Annotated in this window: 15 protein-coding genes and 1 pseudogene; 2 read left to right on the top strand and 14 right to left on the bottom strand. The window is 63.2% G+C overall.

Annotated features, from left to right (window positions below; all coding sequences use genetic code 11):
• Positions 1–42: 42 nt before the first annotated feature.
• Positions 43–1,488 (top strand): DUF1254 domain-containing protein, encoded by a 1,446-nt coding sequence (locus IB273_RS07355; RefSeq protein WP_192223678.1) that lies wholly within the window; start codon positions 43–45, stop codon positions 1,486–1,488.
• A 169-nt stretch (positions 1,489–1,657) separates the two neighbouring features.
• Here IB273_RS07355 and IB273_RS07350 read toward each other — a convergent pair whose 3' ends face one another.
• From IB273_RS07350 to IB273_RS07300, 12 genes and pseudogenes are all read right to left on the bottom strand, one after another.
• Positions 1,658–2,587, bottom strand: a complete 930-nt coding sequence (locus IB273_RS07350; protein WP_192223677.1) for an electron transfer flavoprotein subunit alpha/FixB family protein — start codon at positions 2,585–2,587, stop codon at positions 1,658–1,660.
• Positions 2,587–3,336 (bottom strand): electron transfer flavoprotein subunit beta/FixA family protein, encoded by a 750-nt coding sequence (locus IB273_RS07345; protein WP_192223676.1) that lies wholly within the window; start codon positions 3,334–3,336, stop codon positions 2,587–2,589. The genes IB273_RS07350 and IB273_RS07345 overlap by 1 nt, the downstream gene beginning before the upstream one ends.
• 194 nt (positions 3,337–3,530) lie before the next feature.
• Positions 3,531–6,185, bottom strand: coding sequence for a LuxR C-terminal-related transcriptional regulator (locus IB273_RS07340; RefSeq protein WP_192223675.1), 2,655 nt, complete (start codon positions 6,183–6,185; stop codon positions 3,531–3,533).
• Between the two features lie 135 nt (positions 6,186–6,320).
• Complete coding sequence (locus IB273_RS07335) at positions 6,321–7,109, bottom strand: enoyl-CoA hydratase/isomerase family protein (RefSeq protein WP_225610091.1); 789 nt, start codon at positions 7,107–7,109, stop codon at positions 6,321–6,323.
• Between the two features lie 47 nt (positions 7,110–7,156).
• Positions 7,157–8,299 (bottom strand): acyl-CoA dehydrogenase family protein, encoded by a 1,143-nt coding sequence (locus IB273_RS07330; RefSeq protein WP_225610090.1) that lies wholly within the window; start codon positions 8,297–8,299, stop codon positions 7,157–7,159.
• A 19-nt stretch (positions 8,300–8,318) separates the two neighbouring features.
• Positions 8,319–9,104 (bottom strand): enoyl-CoA hydratase/isomerase family protein, encoded by a 786-nt coding sequence (locus tag IB273_RS07325; RefSeq protein WP_192223674.1) that lies wholly within the window; start codon positions 9,102–9,104, stop codon positions 8,319–8,321.
• A 29-nt stretch (positions 9,105–9,133) separates the two neighbouring features.
• Positions 9,134–9,892: an SDR family NAD(P)-dependent oxidoreductase gene (locus IB273_RS07320; RefSeq protein ID WP_192223673.1), complete on the bottom strand. Its 759-nt coding sequence runs from the start codon at positions 9,890–9,892 to the stop codon at positions 9,134–9,136.
• A gap of 621 nt (positions 9,893–10,513) precedes the next feature.
• Positions 10,514–10,795: pseudogene (locus IB273_RS31380) on the bottom strand (hypothetical protein); the annotation flags it as partial.
• A gap of 472 nt (positions 10,796–11,267) precedes the next feature.
• Positions 11,268–11,900 carry an MBL fold metallo-hydrolase gene (locus tag IB273_RS07310; protein WP_318652471.1) on the bottom strand — a complete coding sequence of 211 codons (633 nt, stop codon included), beginning with the start codon at positions 11,898–11,900 and terminating at the stop codon, positions 11,268–11,270.
• Positions 11,900–12,109, bottom strand: coding sequence for a hypothetical protein (locus tag IB273_RS31375; protein ID WP_225610089.1), 210 nt, complete (start codon positions 12,107–12,109; stop codon positions 11,900–11,902). The genes IB273_RS07310 and IB273_RS31375 overlap by 1 nt, the downstream gene beginning before the upstream one ends.
• Before the next feature lie 21 nt (positions 12,110–12,130).
• On the bottom strand, positions 12,131–12,457 hold the full coding sequence (locus IB273_RS07305; protein WP_192223672.1) for a hypothetical protein: 327 nt from the start codon (positions 12,455–12,457) through the stop codon (positions 12,131–12,133).
• The gene (locus IB273_RS07300) at positions 12,450–13,010 is read right to left on the bottom strand and encodes a sugar ABC transporter (protein WP_192223671.1); all 561 of its coding nucleotides are present in this window, start codon (positions 13,008–13,010) and stop codon (positions 12,450–12,452) included. Before IB273_RS07300 ends, IB273_RS07305 begins: the two co-directional genes overlap by 8 nt.
• Before the next feature lie 152 nt (positions 13,011–13,162).
• Here IB273_RS07300 and IB273_RS07295 point away from each other — a divergent pair, with 152 nt between their 5' ends.
• Positions 13,163–14,065: a LysR substrate-binding domain-containing protein gene (locus IB273_RS07295; RefSeq protein ID WP_192223670.1), complete on the top strand. Its 903-nt coding sequence runs from the start codon at positions 13,163–13,165 to the stop codon at positions 14,063–14,065.
• Between the two features lie 193 nt (positions 14,066–14,258).
• Here the strand turns inward: IB273_RS07295 and IB273_RS07290 are convergent, their stop codons facing one another.
• Entirely contained in the window at positions 14,259–16,031 is a 1,773-nt protein-coding gene (locus tag IB273_RS07290; RefSeq protein WP_192223669.1) for an acyl-CoA dehydrogenase C-terminal domain-containing protein, read from the bottom strand.
• Positions 16,032–16,088: 57 nt separating this feature from the next.
• On the bottom strand, positions 16,089–17,711 hold the full coding sequence (locus tag IB273_RS07285; protein ID WP_192223668.1) for an acyl-CoA synthetase: 1,623 nt from the start codon (positions 17,709–17,711) through the stop codon (positions 16,089–16,091).
• Between the last annotated feature and the right edge of the window lie 92 nt (positions 17,712–17,803).

The following is a 17,803-nucleotide window of genomic DNA, read 5'->3' as shown; positions in this document are numbered from 1 at the left end:
CCTGTGAGGTGGCGGGTGACGCGAGCGAAGGAGCCCATTGTGATGATGCTGTCCCTCTGGAAGAACACTGCGTGCCGACAACTTGCCGCCTGGCTGCTGGGCCTGGGGCTGATCACCGGCATGGCGCCGACGGCCCTGGCGGGCAGCGGCTTCAGCAGCGAACAATTGCAGACCCGCCTGTACCAGCGCCGCGCGGTGGAGGCGGCACTCTGGGGCATGCCGCTGGTCAACTTCGACGCCATGCGCCAGGCCTATTTCCGCGATGCCGGCGCGCAGTACAACGACATCATGTACTGGTCGCGCCCTTCGGACTGGAAGAACCAGACCACCACACCGAACCACTCGACGATCTACGTGATGTTCTTCGTCAATCTCAAGAACGGCCCGCTGGTGGTGGACATCCCGCCGGTCCGTGGGGCCTCCCTCTACGGCGGTCTGGTCGACGCCTGGACCACCCCACAGATCAATGTCGGCAGCCTGGGGCAGGACCAGGGCAAAGGCGCCCGTTACCTGCTGCTGCCTCCGGGCTGGGAGGGCGAAGTGCCGGCTGGCTACGTGGCGGTGCGCAGCCAGACCAACAACGTCTACAGCCTGCTACGGGTGATCACCCGAACCACCGGCACCGCCGACCTGGCCGCCGGCGTCGACTACCTGAAGAACCTGAAGGTCTATCCGCTGGCAGAGGCCCAGTCTCCCAAGGCCAACCGCTACCTGGACGTGGCAGACAAGGTCTACGACGCCATCGCCCGCTTCGACGAGAGCTTCTACGACTCGCTGGCCCGGGTAGTTGCCGAGGAGCCCGTGCAGGAGCGCGATCTGGCGGTGATGGGCCAATTGCGCAGCCTGGGGATCGGCAAGGGCCTGACGTTCCAGCCCGACGCCGCACAGCGCAAGCAGCTCGGCGAGGCGGTGGCCGAAGCACATGCCTACATGATGGAAGGCTACGCCAACTCGGGTAACCCGCTGTGGCCGCAACGCCAGTGGCGGACGCTGGCGGACATGAAGTTGGCCGTGTCGAGCCTGCTGTCCTTCGTCGAGCCGAAGCAGGCCCTGCGCACCGACGAGCGCGCCTTCGCCTGGTTCGGCATGTTCGGCCCGATCATCCCGCCGGCACCGCACCTGTACCTGAAATCCTATGCGACGAACACCGGCGAGCGGTTGTCCGGCGAACACAGCTACCGCCTCCATATACCCGCGCAGGTTCCGGCCCGAGACTTCTGGTCCGTGGACGTCTACGACGCCAGCACTGCGGGCTTCATCCGCGAGGCCAAGGTGGTTGGCCTGGACTCCTACGACCAGAAGCTTCAGGTCAATGCGGATGGCAGCATTGACCTGTACTTCGCTCCGACCCCGCCGAAGGGGCACGAAAACAACTGGATCAGCACCCGCGCCGGAGAGAAGTTCTTTACCCTGTTCCGCGTCTACGGCCTGGACAAGCAGGCCATGGTCCAGCAGCACTGGCTGCTGGAGGATATCCAGAAGCTGTAGCGAGCCCTGTCGCGCCCACCAGAAAGCCCGCCTCTTGGCGGGCTTTCTGTTTCCCCCTGTTGCACGGAAGGACGCATCACAACACGGAAAAACGCAGGGAGAGCCCTGGCTGGAGCGTTTCGTGGCGCCCAGCCTGGCCTCTCGCTCTCCCTGCAGAAGGGGGGAGGGGCTAGAGAGTGCGTTCCAGCTCAGGCACGGCATCGAACAGGTCGGCGACCAGGCCGTAGTCGGCGACCTGGAAGATCGGCGCCTCTTCGTCCTTGTTGATCGCCACGATCACCTTCGAGTCCTTCATGCCTGCCAGGTGCTGGATGGCACCGGAGATGCCGACGGCGATATACAACTGCGGCGCGACGATCTTGCCGGTCTGGCCGACCTGCATGTCGTTGGGCACGAAGCCCGCGTCCACCGCTGCGCGCGAGGCGCCGACGCCAGCGCCGAGCTTGTCCGCCAGGCTGTACAGGTACTTGAAGTTGTCGCCGTTCTGCAGGCCGCGGCCACCGGATACGACGATCTTGGCAGCGGTCAGTTCGGGGCGGTCAGACGTGGCCAGCTCTTCGCTGACAAAGGCCGAGCTGCGTGCGTCGAACACGCTGGCCACGGCTTCGATAATGGCGTTGCCACCGCTATCGGGAACGGCGTCGAAGCCAGTGCCGCGTACGCTGATGACCTTCACCGGCGCAGTGCACTGCACGGTGGCGATGGCGTTGCCGGCGTAGATCGGACGCTTGAAGGTGTCGGCGCTGACGACTTCGATGATTTCGGAGATCTGGTCGACGTCCAGCAGGGCGGCCACGCGCGGCAGGAAATTCTTGCCGTTGCTGGTGGCCGCCGCCAGCACGTGGCTGTAGTCCTTGGTCAGGGACACCAGCAGCGGGGCGATGTTCTCCGGCAACTGCTGGGCGTAGGCAGCGTTATCGGCGACCAGCACCCTGGAAACGCCAGCGATCCTGGCAGCGGCTTCAGCCACGCTAGCGACATTCAGGCCAGCGACCAGGACATGGATATCGCCACCGATCCGAGCGGCAGCGCCGAGGGTATTCAAGGTGGCGCCGGCCAGGGCGCCTTGCTGGTGTTCAGCAATGATGAGGATGGCCATCAGATGACTTTCGCCTCGTTCTGCAGTTTCTCGACCAGTTCGGCCACGGACTTGACCTTGACGCCGGCGCTGCGGGCGGCCGGCGCCTCGACCTTGAGGGTCGTCACGGTGGAGGTGACGGACACGCAAAGAGCATCCGGGGTCAGCACCTCCAGCGGCTTTTTCTTGGCCTTCATGATGTTCGGCAGCGACGCGTAGCGCGGCTCGTTCAGGCGCAGGTCGGTGGTGACGATCGCCGGCAGTTGGAGCGCGACGGTTTGCAGGCCGCCATCGATTTCGCGGGTCACGTTGACCTTGCCATCGGCCACCACCACCTTGGAGGCGAAAGTGCCCTGGGGGTAGCCGTTCAGCGCGGCGAGCATCTGGCCGGTCTGGTTGTTGTCGCTGTCGATCGCCTGCTTGCCGAGGATCACCAACTGCGGGCGCTCCTTGTCGACGACGGCCTTGAGCACCTTGGCAATGGCCAGGGCGTTGAGCTCGGCATCGCTCTCGACCAGCAGGGCGCGGTCGGCGCCCAGGGCGAGGGCGGTGCGCAGTTGCTCCTGGGCGGCGCTCGGGCCGACCGAGACCACCACGATCTCACTGGTGATGCCTTGCTCTTTCAGGCGTACCGCTTCTTCCACGGCAATTTCGCAAAAGGGGTTGAGGGCCATCTTCACGTTGGCCAGGTCGACACCGCTCTGGTCCGCCTTTACCCGGACCTTGACGTTGTAGTCGACCACGCGTTTTACCGCGACCAGCACTTTCATCGGGTTCTCCAAAAAAAATCCGGGCCAGAGGCCCGGAACCAAGGGGGAACTGCAAAGGCTCGGCGCCAGTGTTTCGGGGCACCGCCGGCGAGCCGGGGTGGGCGACTGGTATCGCCCGGGTGACGGCGAGATTATCCCGAGCGGACAGGGTGGCTGTCGTACCCCCTTTGGACCATTTGCGCGCTGCCTGCGCCTTAGTCGATCCAGCCGCGATGGCGGGCGATGGCCACCGCTTGGGCGCGGTCCTCTGCGCCGAGCTTGGCGTTGATCTTGCGCAGGTGGGATTTCACGGTGCATTCGGAGAGGAACAGGCGCTCGGCAATAGTACGGTTGCGATGGCCGCCGGCGAGCAGTTGCAACACCTCGATTTCGCGCCGGGACAAGCCATCGGTGCTTTTGCCAGGTCGTTGCGGGCGCAACCCCAGGCTTTCCTGCAGGCGCGCGAGAAAGGCTTTCTGCATGGCGCTGTAGGCGGGCTGCGCTACGCCGCTGCGGCGGCGCAAGAACTCGCTGAGCCAGGGACCTTCATCGATGAAGCTGCGCATCAGGTCCTGCTCGGCCCCCAGGGCAAGGGCCTGGTCCCAGGCGTTGCTGGCACTCTGCCGGCGACCGAGGCCTTCCAGGGCAAGGGCCAGCAGTAGCTGCAGCTTGAGTTCGCGGCGGCGTTGCTGGGCTGTCTTGGCCTGCTTGATCAATGGCCGAAGGGCCTCGATCGCGGCGACGAATTCGCCGCGGATGATGCGCAATCGCTGACGAGTGATCAGCGGGGTGTCGACATCGTTGGCATAGAACAACACCGCAGGAGTATTCCAGCCGCTCAGGGTTTCGGCGGTCTGCTGGGCCTGCTCCGCGTCCTCCAGCCTGCCTTCGAGCAGCGCCAGGCGCACCCGTTCCAGCCAGGCGGAGCACTGGATGCGTGCCGAGCCCGCCTGCTGGCCCAGTTGCTCCAACTCGGCCAGGCAGCGCAGACAACTGTCGCGTTCACCACGCTGCTGCGCCAGACGCGCCTGCAGCACATGACAGATGATCAGTACGTCCGGGGTACTGGCATCCTTGGTGGCCGGCAGTATCTGCTGCAGCAGCCGCTCGGCCTCGCTACCCGCATCGATTTCGTAGTGCAGCATGGCCTGAAGACTCAGGCGGGTCAGGCGCGCGCCGACTGCGGCGTTTTCCTCCTCGGGTGTCGCCACGGGGGAGGGCGCCAGGAGTTGTCGGGCTTCGCTCAGGCGGCCCTGAACCAGCAGCAGGATGCCTTGGTTGCAGTCGCCTACCGCCTGCATCAATGCTGCATCAGCAGGTTCGCCGACCTGTTCGCGGCGAGCCTGGGCCAGGACGTCGAGGGCCTCGACCGGTCGGCCACAGCTGATCAGGCTGAAGCTCAGGGTATTGACCACCAGTACACGCAGGAAGCCGGCGCTTTCCGGCAATTCCTGCAGCAGCTGGTAGCCGGCCTCGCAACAGGCCTGCGGTTCGTCGGTGACGCTATACAGCAGACAGCGAAGGGTTTGCGCCTCCAGCGCGTCGCCGTGCCGACTGAGCTGCTCGATCAGGCGCGTGGCGTCGTGCAGGCGTCGCGCGAACAACAGTGCCCAGGCATACGCCAGGCGTAGTCGCGGGTGTTCGCCAAGCAGCGCTTCGGGTATACGGTCGAGCCAGCGCAAGAGCATGCGCGTGCGTCCGGTGTGCAGCAGTTCGTCGCAATGCTCGCCGAGGCGGCGCGCCGCTTCTGCCGGGTCACCCGCATCGAGCAAACACTGGATCGCCGGGGCCGGTCTAGCGGCTTCCAGGTACCAGCTGGCGGCGCGCTGCAGCAACTCGCGCTTGCGACCGGGCAGGCGCCGTTCAAGGGTACTGCGCAGGAAGTCGGCGAACAGGCTGTGGTAGCGGAACCATTGTTGCTGATCGTCCAGCGGCACGATGAACAGGCTCTCCCTGCCCAGGCGCTCGATCATCGCCTGGCTGTCGCTACGCCTGCCGACATGGTCGCAAAGCGGCGCGCAGAAGCGCTCCAGCACGCAGCTCTGCAGAAGGAACAGGCGCAGCTCGTCGTCGAGCCGCGCGAAGATATCCTCGGCCAGGTACTCGGCCAATTCCAGGTGTATACCGGAAAACGCCGCAATGGAGGCCGCTGGGTCCGCCTTGCCCTGCAACGACAGGCACGCCAGGTGCAGGGCGGTGACCCAGCCCTCGGTGCTCAGGTAGAGGGTTGCCACCAGGTTGTTGAGCAATGGCAGCTGGCGTTTGTCACGGACGAAGGTGGTGGTTTCCTCCAGGCTGAAACGCAGCAGGTTGGAAGGCAGCTCCAGCAGGCGGCCGAGGCGGGCCAGGCGAGTCAGATCGAGGCCGGGCAGATGGCGGCTGGCGACGAACACCGCGCAGCCTTCCGGCAGCGCCTCGATGATCTGCTGCAGAAAGCTCAGCACGGAAGGGTTGTGCAGCACTTCGAATTCATCGAGCAGCAAGCTGAAGGTGCTGCGGCTATGGGCGATCAATGCCAGTAGCTCCTCGGCGCTGCGAGAGGCCGCGGCGGGCAGGCGAGCACTCGGGAGGATGTCCCGCAGACCCTGTTCGAGCACGCGGATGAAACGCTGCAGATCGTTGTCGCCAGCATCCAGGTTCACCCACAGCGAGGCCAGGCCCCGCTCGCGGCGCCCCTGGTAGTACTGCTGCAGCAGGGTGGTTTTGCCGGACCCGGCGGCGGCGCGGATCAGCACCAGGCGATAGTGCTGCTCGGCCTTGCGCAACTGCTCAACCAGGTGCGGGCGCTCGATGTGTTGGCTGGCCACTCGCGGCGCGGCGTACTTGCTGGGGAGGATGCGCGGCGAAACGGTGTCCGCTGGGTGTTTCATGGGCAGTTCCTGCGTGGCCTTGGCCATCCGCCTGGCGCGGTGGCAGCCATCTGCTTGTGGTGGCGAGCGGCTAGTTTGCCATGGCCGCCTGCCTCGCGTGGCGGCAGGATGCCCGGTGGTCCCGGGCGACTGCTCTTAGCGGCCAAGGAAACGTGGCTCACGTTTCTCCAGGCAGGCCAGGATACCCTCGGCGGCATCGCGGCTGGTGCTGCAGGCAAGGATGGCCGCGCTCTCGAGTTTCAGATGGGTTTCCAGATCGACATCGAGGGCGGCGTCGCACAGCTGCTTGATCTGGCCAATGGCCTGGGTCGCACCATCGGCGAGCAGCACGGCCAGGTCATTGGCCGCCTGCGCCAGGTGTTCCGGGGCATGCAACTCGTCAAACAGGCCCAGGGCCAGGCACTGCTCCGCGCTGTGAACGGCGTTGAGCATCAGCAGGCGCTTGGCGCGGCTGGCGCCGATACGTCGCACCAGGTGGAAGGAGGCACCAATGTCAGGGCTCAGGCCGATGGCCGAGTAGGCGCCGCGTACGCGAACCCGATCGCTGGCCAGGACCAAGTCGGCGCAGCCGGCGAGGGCGATCCCAGCGCCGGCCACGCTGCCCTGGACCACGCTGATAACCGGCAATGGCAGGTTCGCCAGGCGCAACATCGCCGGGTTGAGCACCGTGAGGATGGCGCAGATGTTCTCCGCCAGGCGCTCGCGATGGGCGATCAACCCGTCGATATCGCCGCCGCTGCAGAAGCGCTGGCCCTGGGCATCGAGCAGCAACACGCGGGCATCGCTACGGCTCACCTGGTCGATGGCGGCGGCCAGCGCCTGGGCCAACTCAAGGGTGATGGCGTTGCCCGCGCCGGGGCGGTTGAGGGTGATGCGGGCGATGTGCTGGTCGATGTGACAGAGCACCGGGGAAGGGCAGTTCAAGACGACGACTCCTGTGGTCGGGGCCGCTGAGCACGGCCCGGGCCCGCTTACAACGAGCGGGCGATGATCTCTTTCATGATTTCGCTGGTGCCGGCATAGATGCGCTGCACACGGGCGTCGGCGTACATGCGCGCGATGGGGTACTCGAGCATGTAGCCGTAACCACCGAACAGCTGCAGGCAGTCGTCCATCACCTTGCCCTGGGTCTCGGTCATCCAGAGCTTGGCCTTGGAGGCGGTGACGGTATCCATGTCACCATCGATCATGCGTTGGATGCAGTCATCGACGAATACCCGGGCGAGGGTGGCCAGGGTATCCACCTCGGCCAGTTTGAACCGGGTGTTCTGCTGGTCGAGCAGCGGCCTGCCAAAGGCTTTGCGTTCACGCACGTAGTCCACGGTCAAGCGCACCGCGCGCTCAATCGAGGCGGCAGAGCCCACGGCAACGCCGACCCGCTCATAGGGGAGGTCGGACATCAGTTGACGCATGGCCAGGCCTTCGACGCCGCCGAGCAGGTTGGCCAGTGGTACGCGCACATCCTGGAAGGCCAGCTCGGCGGTGTCGGCATTGTGCTGGCCGAGTTTCTCCAGCACCCGGCCGACGCTGTATCCCTGGACCTCGGCGGTCTCGACGATGATCAGCGACATACCCTTGCTGCCGGCGTTGGGATCGGTACGGGTGACCACGACCACCAAGTCGGCCATGGAGCCGTTGGAGATAAAGGTCTTGGCACCGTTGAGCACGTAATGTTCGCCGTCGCGCACCGCACGGGTACGGATGCCCTGAAGGTCGGAGCCAGCGCCGGGCTCGGTCATCGCGATGGCTCCGATCAGTTCGCCGGAGGCCATGCGCGGCAGGTAATTGCGTTTCTGCTCCTCAGTGCCGTGGTTGAGGATGTAGTGGGAAACGATGTGGTGCACCTGCACGCCAAAACCCCAGTCGCCCACCGCAGCCTGCTCCTCGAAGAACACTGCCAGGTGGGCGAAGTTGCCGGCGCTGCCACCGTATTCCTCAGGCATATCCAGGGCCAGCAGACCGAGCCTGCCAGCCTTGTGCCAGAGCTCGCGGTCTACACGGTGCTGCTTGTACCAGCGCTCCTGGTGCGGCACCACTTCGTTGACGAAGAAGCGCCGCACGTTGTCGCGGAAGACTTCCAGCTCGGCATTCATCCAGGGAGAGGGTCGTTTCATTCGGGGCTCCGGGCAGGGCTCAGACACGAGCAGTCGGCTGCTGCTTGGCGAGGAAGGCGGCGATGGCATCCTTGTGGTACTGGGTGGTGAAGCACTCCTTCTCCAGCGCCAGGGAGGTGTCCAGCATCAAGTTGGCGGTGTCGCGGAGAATCTTGTTCACCGAGGCTTTGGTCGAGCGGATGGCGATCTGCGAGCCCGCCGCCAGGCGGCCTGCGAATCCTTGTGCCTGGACCAGCAGTTCCGCGGCGGGCACCACGTGGGTAACCAGGCCGATGCGCTCGGCCTCGGCTGCCCCCAGGCTGTCGCCGGTCATCAGGTAGCGCTTGGCTCGTGCCGGGCCTACCAGCCAGGGCCAGATCACCGAGCCACCGTCGCCGGCGGTGACGCCGATACTCACATGGGGGTCGGAAATCTTTGCGTTGTCGGCAGCGAAAATCACGTCACAGAACAGCGCCAGGGTGGCACCGAGGCCGACCGCCAGGCCATTGATCGCCGAGATGATCGGCTGCGGCAGCTCCAGCAGGTCGATGATGATCTTGCGTGCCTCGACGAACAGGCGGTCGAGGTCTTCCTGGGGCATGGTGTGGAACCAGCTCAGATCGCCGCCGGCGCAGAAGGCACGGCCGGCACCGGTGAGAACCACAGCGTCGACCGACCTGTCCCGGGCGATATCGGCGAACACCCGAGACAGCTCGCTATGCAAGAGGGAGCTGACAGCGTTGAGCGATTCAGGCTGGTTGAGGGTGACGGTCAGCACGCTGCCGTCCTGACTGAAGCGCAGGGCGTGGTAGTTCTGGTAATGCATGGGATTCTCCGAAACAGAGGCGAGGGTGGTCAGCCGGCGGTGACACCGCCGTCCACGGTGTAACTGGCGCCGGTGACGAAGGAGGCTTTGTCCGAGGCAAGCCAGAGCACCAGCTCGGCCACTTCCTCGGGGGCTGCCAGGCGGCGCAGGGCGGCGCGCTGCAGTTCGGTCTGGAATTTCTTCTCCTGGAGGATGTTCTGCTCGCCCATGGTCATTGGTGTCTCGATGTAGCCCGGGCATACCGCATTGATGCGAATGCCAAAGCGACCGTACTCCAGGGCCGCGGCCTTGGTCAGGCCGATCACTCCGTGCTTGGCGGCGCAGTAGGCCGCGCCGCCCGTGGTGCCCTTCAGGCCCATGATCGAAGCGGTATTGACGATGGCACCGCCATGTTGACGCATGGCTCTAAGCTCATGCGTCATGCAGTGGAAGACGCCGCTGAGATTGACATCGATGACTTGCTGCCATTTTTCCGCGCCGTACTCCGCGGTAAGTGCCGGATAGCCGCGGATACCCGCATTGTTAAAGGCAATGTCCAGTTGGCCGAATCGGTCTAGAGTTCGATTTACCATGTAGCGACAATCGTCTTCGAAGCCGACGTCGACCCGAATAGCAAGAGCCTCACGGCCTAGGCCGGCAATCTTGGCCACGCAATCGGCGGCGTTCTTCTCGCAGATATCGGCAACCACCACGCGCGCGCCGTGTTTCGCGAACAGCAACGCGGTTGCCAGGCCAATGCCCGAGCCGCCTCCAGTGACCAAGGCCACTTTGTCTTCCAGATTGATCATCAGCCTGTCTACCGGTGTCATGTGGGAGATCAAGGGCTGTATGCCCTTGCGGATTAGGCTGATGTTGACGCTGAAAGGAGGCGCAGGGCTTCACTTTAATGGATGATTCTGCGCTGGTTTGTGGATGGCTACGAAGAAAAGGTTGCCTCAGGGGGGGCTCAGGAACTGTGGTTAGCATGCTCACCGATAGCGAATTCAGGGTAGCCCGGTGCTGTCGATTGCTTGTCCAGAAACTCGTAGAGTGCCGTTGACGATAGGTAGGCACCGACCCATAGCTGCCCTTGGTGGAGGACAGTTCACGAGCCCATGGAGACGGCCAACCTCAAGCTGTCGTAACCGTTAGCTTCCCATGCATCCGAATCAGAGGTTGCCTTCAGACCCGGCGTAACTTGCACCCTGGACTTTGCCACTAGCACTGGACAGGCACGACCAAGGAGCGTCCGCCTCAGGTACGCTGATCGTCACGCCAATTCCCGCTTCGGCAGTCATGACGTCGGTCACCGAAAGTTTGCTGACGGCCACGCCGGTTTTCTTCGCCACCTCGGCCAGGCAGGCCTTCTCCGCCTTGTTGGTGGCAGATGTGCCACTAGTACCATTGGCACTCTCAACGCCCGATGTCGATAGCTGGCAATCCCCGTTAGCCCCGCCTTTACCGGTATAGGATACGTCCCATGATTCATCTGGATTGCGCGTGAGGGTAATCGCCACGCCAGAGCCTCTGGCTTCATAGGCGTTGTCGTTGAATTTCTTCAGTTTGGCCTCCTTGCCATTGATGAACACTGGCCCGCCCTTATCCGCATGCACGGAGATATTGGTCGGGCACTTGAAATTAAGCTGCGGAATATCAGCACTGGCTACAGTGGCAAACAGTAAAGTGATGGCTCCCAACAAAAACCTGTTCATGTTCATGCGACATTCTCCTACCGTTTGAGAGTGGTAGTACGTACTGCTCAAGCGTCATGGTCATACGACAGCGCGCGCGGGCCCAAGGCAGGGCGAAACGACTTGCCGCCACCTCGACGACAGTGCTTCGGTAGTTTAGGTGGTAGTGGCCAGTTTGAACGGCCAAAACGCCCACGTTCGGATCTGATTGTCGGGTACTCAGACGGTTGCTCTCATCCGCCCGTACATGCGAGTCAAGTCGATTTCTTCGGCTCAGAGAGTTTGGGCTGCTGGAATAATCCTACCGAAGCCGACGAGGATGATTGAGGTAACCTGAGCCATGAGCTACACCCACGTGCTCAAGGTGGGTGGTGGCGCTGCGGAGCCCTTTGGATTCCTGCCCAGGACTGCTCCTGGCCGATTGCTGCCTCACCGATTGCATGCAGCGATTGGCTCGGTGGGCTGATCTCTCCAGTGAATGCCCACTCCGTTCTCATGTTTTGAAGGAGATAGCGTAACGCTCACCCGTTTGCTCGATGTACGCAAATCCAAGCTCCCCGAGGTGCATGCCCGCAACCAGAAGCCTGTCCGAACTGGCGATATCCAACAGTCTGGATCGCGTAGCGGCAGCAAGATGCGGATCCTGATCGAATGCGATCGATACGTCGGGACGGGCGATCTGGATGTGGGGAAAATGCACGATATCGCCCCATATCAGCGCGCTACTGCCTTCTGATTCAAGGTGAAAGCCGGAGTGGCCGGCAGTGTGGCCTGGAAGCGCCATCGCGCTAATACCTGGCAAGACATCACCCTCTCCGAATGTGCGGATGTTCTCCTGATAGGTATCGAACACTTGTCGAGCCAGCAGGAAGTTGTCGCGTGCACGTTCGCTCGCCCGGTTGAGATGCGCGTCGTCATTCCAGAACGAAAGCTCTTTTTGATGAACGACTAGCTCGGCATCGGGAAAGGCGGCCTCTCCTGACGCGTCGAGCAGCCCGCCGACATGGTCGGGGTGTGCATGGGTCAGAAGAATGGTGTCAACATCGGTTGGCAGTACTCCGGCCAACGCAAGATTGGCTCTAAGTTTTCCGCCCCACTGTTTGAAACCGCCGGCACCCGCATCAATCAGGATCGTGCGCCCCCCCCCCCCCGCACAAGATAGCTGTTGATGTGGATGGAGGATGGGTCGTTCAGGCCTGCACCGCGCTGCAGCCTGAGCGCGTCCATTGGCTCGATATTGGAGAGCAGATCCAGGCTCGCGGACAGATATCCGTCGCTGATGGCCGTGATCGAAAAATTGCCTACTGACCGGTATGGCAATTCGATGTTGTTCATTTCGTAATTCCTGGCCGGCACTCAGTTGCGTGCATGAATGTCGGAGGCCGCGTAGCCAAAGCAGCGAATGCGCGCTGTCATTCCTGCATAACGCGTTATGGCCTCGTCCAGTCCTGCCATGAAGGCATCCATCACCAAGCGTGTTCTGAGCGGTTCGAGGCGGTACTTCACTTCCACGTAGGCCGGATGGCCGCGGCCGTGGTGGACGTCGACGTAGACGATGTGGACGTTTTCCAGCTCAGCCTGAAGGATGCCTGTGCAAAGCTCGGTGCATCGCTCGGTGAGGCCCGCCAGACTCGATGCGGACGGCATTGTTGCCGCCGGGATGAAAAGGGTCAGGCTAGGCATGTTGGTGCGGCTCCATTGCCGGAGCCTTGGCACAGCTGTTCCCTGTCAATTGAGCTGTCAGCGGCGCATAGAGGTGCACACCTGCGGCAAGCCTGTTCATGCTGAGCGGGAAGGTGCGATCCAGCCTTGCAAGCCACCGGTTTTCGGGACACTTCTCCAACGCGGCGGCCCGCATCCAAACAGGCGTGAGCCCCATGTCGATGAGCGGCTCGGCACCGACCTCGCTCAGGAGCAGATACTCGCCTTCGCCGATGGCCGGTGCACGTTCGACACCGCCATAGAGATTGCGGTGCCAATCGATGATGTGCTGTTGCCAGCGCGCGAAGTTCCCGCCTCCCTTCTGCTGATACTCATCGCTTTCAAGAACGGCCATGTCGTCGATCGAATGCACTGCGAGGTAGACGGGGCAAGTTGCGCTCAACGCCTTGAAACGTTGAGAGGTGTGGAACCCACTGACCGAAATAAGCGCGGGCAGCTTCTCCAGGCTGTAAAAATCATTCCACTCTTTCTCGTAGGCGGGATCGGCAAAGCTGCATTCGACGGTGTAGATCATGGGGTTACTCGCAACCGGACTACTGACGTGTCCGTTTTCACTTTGATTTTCGATCATGCTATGGCTTGAAAATCGATGTTAAAAACGATTATTCGGTATGCTTCATTGATAAAAGATCAAGCTGAAATGCTCGCCGTAACCAGGAAACAGTCATGCGAAGGAAGATCCCCAGCAGCACGGCGCTGATGGCGTTCGAAGCGGCAGCACGTCACAGCAGCTTTGCGCGCGCGGCGGAAGAGTTATCTCTGACTGAAGGCGCCATCAGTCGCCAGATTGGCCGGCTGGAAGCTTTTCTCGGCGTCACGCTGTTTGAGCGGGTTGGCAATCGCGTTCGCCCCCTTCCCAATGGGGTGCGTTATGCGGCTGAGGTTCGTGAATTGCTCGAGCGGCTGGATCGGAGCAGCCGTTATCTCACAGGTCAGCCGAGCGATGGCGCGAGCCTGGACATAGCCTCCGTCCCGACGTTCGCGATGCGATGGCTTATTCCGCGTTTGTCGCGATTCCAGGAGCAGCATCCGAACATTACCGTGCATCTTTCGGAGCGCATGGAGCCGTTCGTTCTTGCCGAAAGCGGATTCGATGCCGCCATCCATTTTGAGCACCCGGCCTGGGCAGGAATGCGGACATACCCTCTGGTGCAGGAAGTGCTGGTTCCGGTCTGTCACCGCTCGTTGATCAGTAAGGATGAGGGACACTCACTGTTAGACAAGCTGCCCCGTCTGCATCGGAGACAGAATCCGGATGCTTGGCAAAGCTATGCGCTGGAGACTGGGATTACGCTTACCAATCCGGCAATGGGGGCGCGCTACGACCTTCATGCGATGTTGATCGAGGCTGCATTGGCCGGCCTTGGCGTCGCCTTGGTTCCGCGTCTGTATGTCGAGACGGAGCTCGCGCAGGGCCGGTTGGTCGCACCATGGCCTCAGGGAAAAACAATCTCGAAGACCTTTTGCCTCGTCCTGACCGAGCCGATTGGATTGAATTCCGAACCCATGCAGGCTTTCGCCGACTGGTTGCAGGACGAAGCAAGGAAGGCCACGGCGTACGAAGCGTAGGATATTTTCCTTTTTTGGTAGCGTGAGCAGGCCAGGGGCAGCTACCGACCCATTACGGACGTCCCGCATTGTTGGCCGACAGATACTGAACCGATACGGCTCTTGAAGTCTGTCTGCATCGTCCGATAAGCCTGCCATCAAAAAAGCGTGGCCAACATTGGCGACTGGCCACGCAATCACGCTCAACTGAAATTCAGAAGTGCTCGGCGCGCAGCTCGAACAGGCTTTCGCTGCCGGCGCGTATGGATGCGGCCAGGGACTCGGTGCGCGGCAGCAGGCGGGCGAAGTAGAAATGCGCGGTGGCCAGCTTGCCGCAGTGGAATCCGTCGCCCTGGCCCAGGCTGGCCTGCGCCATGCGCGCCCAGAGATAGGCATACGCGGTATAGCCAAACAGGTGCAGGTACTCAACTGAGGCGGCGCCTATCTCCTGCGGCTGGCTGGCGGCGCGCTCGCGCAACTCGCGGGTGATGCATTCGAGCAGGTCCAGCGCCTCCAGCAACGGCGAGGTGAAGGCGCCCATGGCTGCACCGTTGGTTGCGCCGGCAAAAGCACGGATTTCTCCGGCGAACTGGGCGAGCGCCTGCCCGCCATCGGCGATTACCTTGCGTCCCAGCAGGTCCAGCGCCTGGATGCCGTTGGTGCCTTCGTAGATCTGCGCGATGCGCACATCGCGCACTAGTTGCTCTTGGCCCCATTCGCGGATGAAGCCGTGGCCGCCGAACACCTGCTGGCCATGGATGCAGCTTTCCAGTCCGGTGTCGGTGAAAAAGGCCTTGGCGACAGGAGTCAGCAGTGCCACCAATGACTGGGCCGTGTCGCGCTCGGCGGTGTCCGCGGTGTACTTGGCGACATCCAGTTGCTGGCCGACGTAGGTGGAAAAGGCGCGGCCGCCTTCGGTCAGCGCTTTCATGGTCAGCAGCATGCGACGCACGTCGGGGTGCACGATGATCGGGTCGGCGGCCTTGTCCTTCGCCACCGGCCCGGCGGCGCGGCTCTGCAGGCGTTCGCGGGCGTAGGCGACAGCGCTCTGGTAGGACATCTCGGCGCAGCCGATACCCTGGATGCCGATGGACAGGCGCTCGTAGTTCATCATGGTGAACATCGCTGCCAGCCCCTTATTCGGCTCGCCGACCAGCCAACCGGTGGCGCCATCGAAGTTCATCACGCAGGTAGCCGAGGCCTTGATGCCCATCTTGTGCTCGATCGAACCACAGGAGACGGCGTTGCGCGCGCCCAGCGAGCCATCGGCCTGCACCAGGAACTTGGGCACCAGAAACAGCGAGATGCCCCGTGAGCCCGCCGGTGCGTCGGGCAGCTTGGCCAGCACCAGGTGGATGATGTTGTCGGTGAGGTCCTGCTCGCCGCCGGTGATGAAGATCTTGGTGCCGGTGACAACGTAGCTGCCGTCGGTCTGTGGTTCGGCGCGGGTGCGGATCAGCCCTAGGTCGGTGCCGGCATGGGGTTCAGTCAGGCACATGGAGCCGGCCCATTCGCCAGCGTACATGTTCGGCAGATAGGTACTCTTGAGGGATTCGTTGGCGTGGGCATCCAGCGCCAGGCAGGCGCCGGCGGAGAGGGTGGAGTAGAGGCTGAAGCTGGCGTTGGCGCCGTACATCATTTCCTCGAACTGCACCGAGAGCATTTTCGGCATGCCCATGCCGCCGTATTCGGGGTTGCCCGCCAGCCCGACCCAGCTGCCTTCGGCGTAGGTCGCGTAGGCCTCGCGGAAGCCGGCGGGCGTGCGCACATTGCCGTCGGCGAACTGCACCCCTTCTTCGTCACCACTGCGGTTGAGCGGAGCGAGCAGGCCGCTGGTGATCTTTGCTCCCTCTTCGAGGATGGCGTCGGCGGTGTCGGCGTCGATACGTTCAGCCAGCGCCGGCAGGCGTGCCCAGAGAGCTGGGGCATCGAACACGTCATTGAGCAGGAAGCGCATGTCGCGCAGGGGAGCGTTGTATACAGGCATGGCGGACTCCAGCGCTCCCCGCAGCGGGGAGCGCACGATGGCAGGCGAAAGGTCGGGTCAGAGGGCGTTGGCCCAGTCGCGCAGGACGAACTTCTGGATCTTCCCGGTGGAGGTCTTGGGCAGGTCGGTGAAGACCACGGTGCGCGGCACCTTGAAGCCGGCCAGGTGCTCGCGGCAGAAGCTCATTATGTCCTGCGGCTCGACCGCAGCGTGCTCGACTTTGAGGGTGATGAAGGCGCAGGGCGTCTCCCCCCAGCGTTCGTCGGCACGAGCCACCACGGCGGCCTCGAGCACAGCCGGGTGGCGGTAGAGCACACCTTCGACCTCAATGGTGGAGATGTTCTCGCCGCCGGAAATGATGATGTCCTTGAGGCGGTCGCGAATCTCCACGTATCCGTCCGAGTGCCAGACTGCTAGGTCGCCGGTATGGAACCAGCCACCGGCGAAGGATTCCTCGGTGGCAGTAGGGTTCTTCAGGTAGCCCTTCATTACGGTGTTGCCGCGCATGAAAATCTCGCCGATGGTCAGGCCGTCGCGCGGCACTGGCTCCAGAGTCTTAGGGTCGGCGACCATCACGCCTTCCAGGGTCGGGTAGCGCACGCCCTGGCGCGATTTGATGCGGGCGCGTTCGTCCAGCGACAACTCGTCCCATTCCTTATGCCAGGCGCAGACGGTCACCGGGCCGTAAACCTCGGTCAGGCCGTAGACGTGGGTGACTTCGATGCCCATTTCTTCCACCGCGCCGATCACCTTGGCCGGCGGAGCCGCGCCGGCGACCATGGCGTGCACCGGGTGGTCGATGGCGGCCTTGGCCGAGGCGGGCATGTTGATCAGCGCATTGAGCACTATTGGCGCGCCGCACATATGGGTGACCTGATGTTCGCGGATCAGGGTAAGGATCTTCTGCGGATCGACCCGGCGCAGGCAGACGTGGGTGCCGGCCAGCGCTGTAACGGTCCACGGATAGCACCAGCCGTTACAGTGGAACATCGGCAGGGTCCAGAGGTAGACCGGATGCTGGCCCATGGACCAGGTCATCTGGTTGCCCAGCGAGTTCAGGTATGCGCCACGGTGGTGGTAGACCACGCCCTTGGGATTGCCGGTGGTGCCGGAGGTGTAGTTGAGGGAGATGGCGTCCCATTCGTCCTGCGGCCACTGCCAGGCGAATTCCGGGTCGCCCTCGGCAAGCAGCGCTTCGTAGTCCAGCGGGCTGACTGCCTGGCCTTCGCCGTATTCGGGATCGTCCACGTCAACCACCAGCGGCGGGTGATCGAGCATGCCGAGTGCGGCGTGGATCACGTCGTGGAACTCGCGGTCGGTGATCAGCACCTTGGCTTCGCCGTGCTGCAGCATGAAGGCGATGGCCTCGGCGTCCAGGCGCACGTTGAGAGTGTTGAGCACCGCGCCGACCATCGGCACGCCGAAGTGCGCCTCGATCATCTGCGGGGTGTTAGGCAGCATCACCGCGACGGTGTCGCCACGGCCGATGCCTCGGGCGGCGAGGGCGGAGGCCAGGCGGCGGCAGCGCTGGTAGGTTTCCTTCCAGGTGCGGCGCAGGCTGCCATGGATGATGGCGTTGCGCTCGGGGTAAATGTGGGCGGTGCGTTCGATGAAGCTCAGCGGCGACAGCGCGATGTGGTTGACGGCCGCGCGCGGCAAGCCATGTGCGAAGATCGACATGTGGACACCCTGTGGCTGATTGTTAGCTCATTGTTCTGGTGTGACCCGTGGAGCGCTTGGCGGCAGGCGGGTCGTGAACGGTGCGGCAAGCT

This window comes from Pseudomonas sp. PDM19, assembly GCF_014852215.1.
Taxonomy (GTDB): domain Bacteria; phylum Pseudomonadota; class Gammaproteobacteria; order Pseudomonadales; family Pseudomonadaceae; genus Pseudomonas.
The sequence above is the reverse complement of the archived record's forward strand: the minus strand, read 5'-3'. Positions and strand labels throughout refer to the sequence as shown.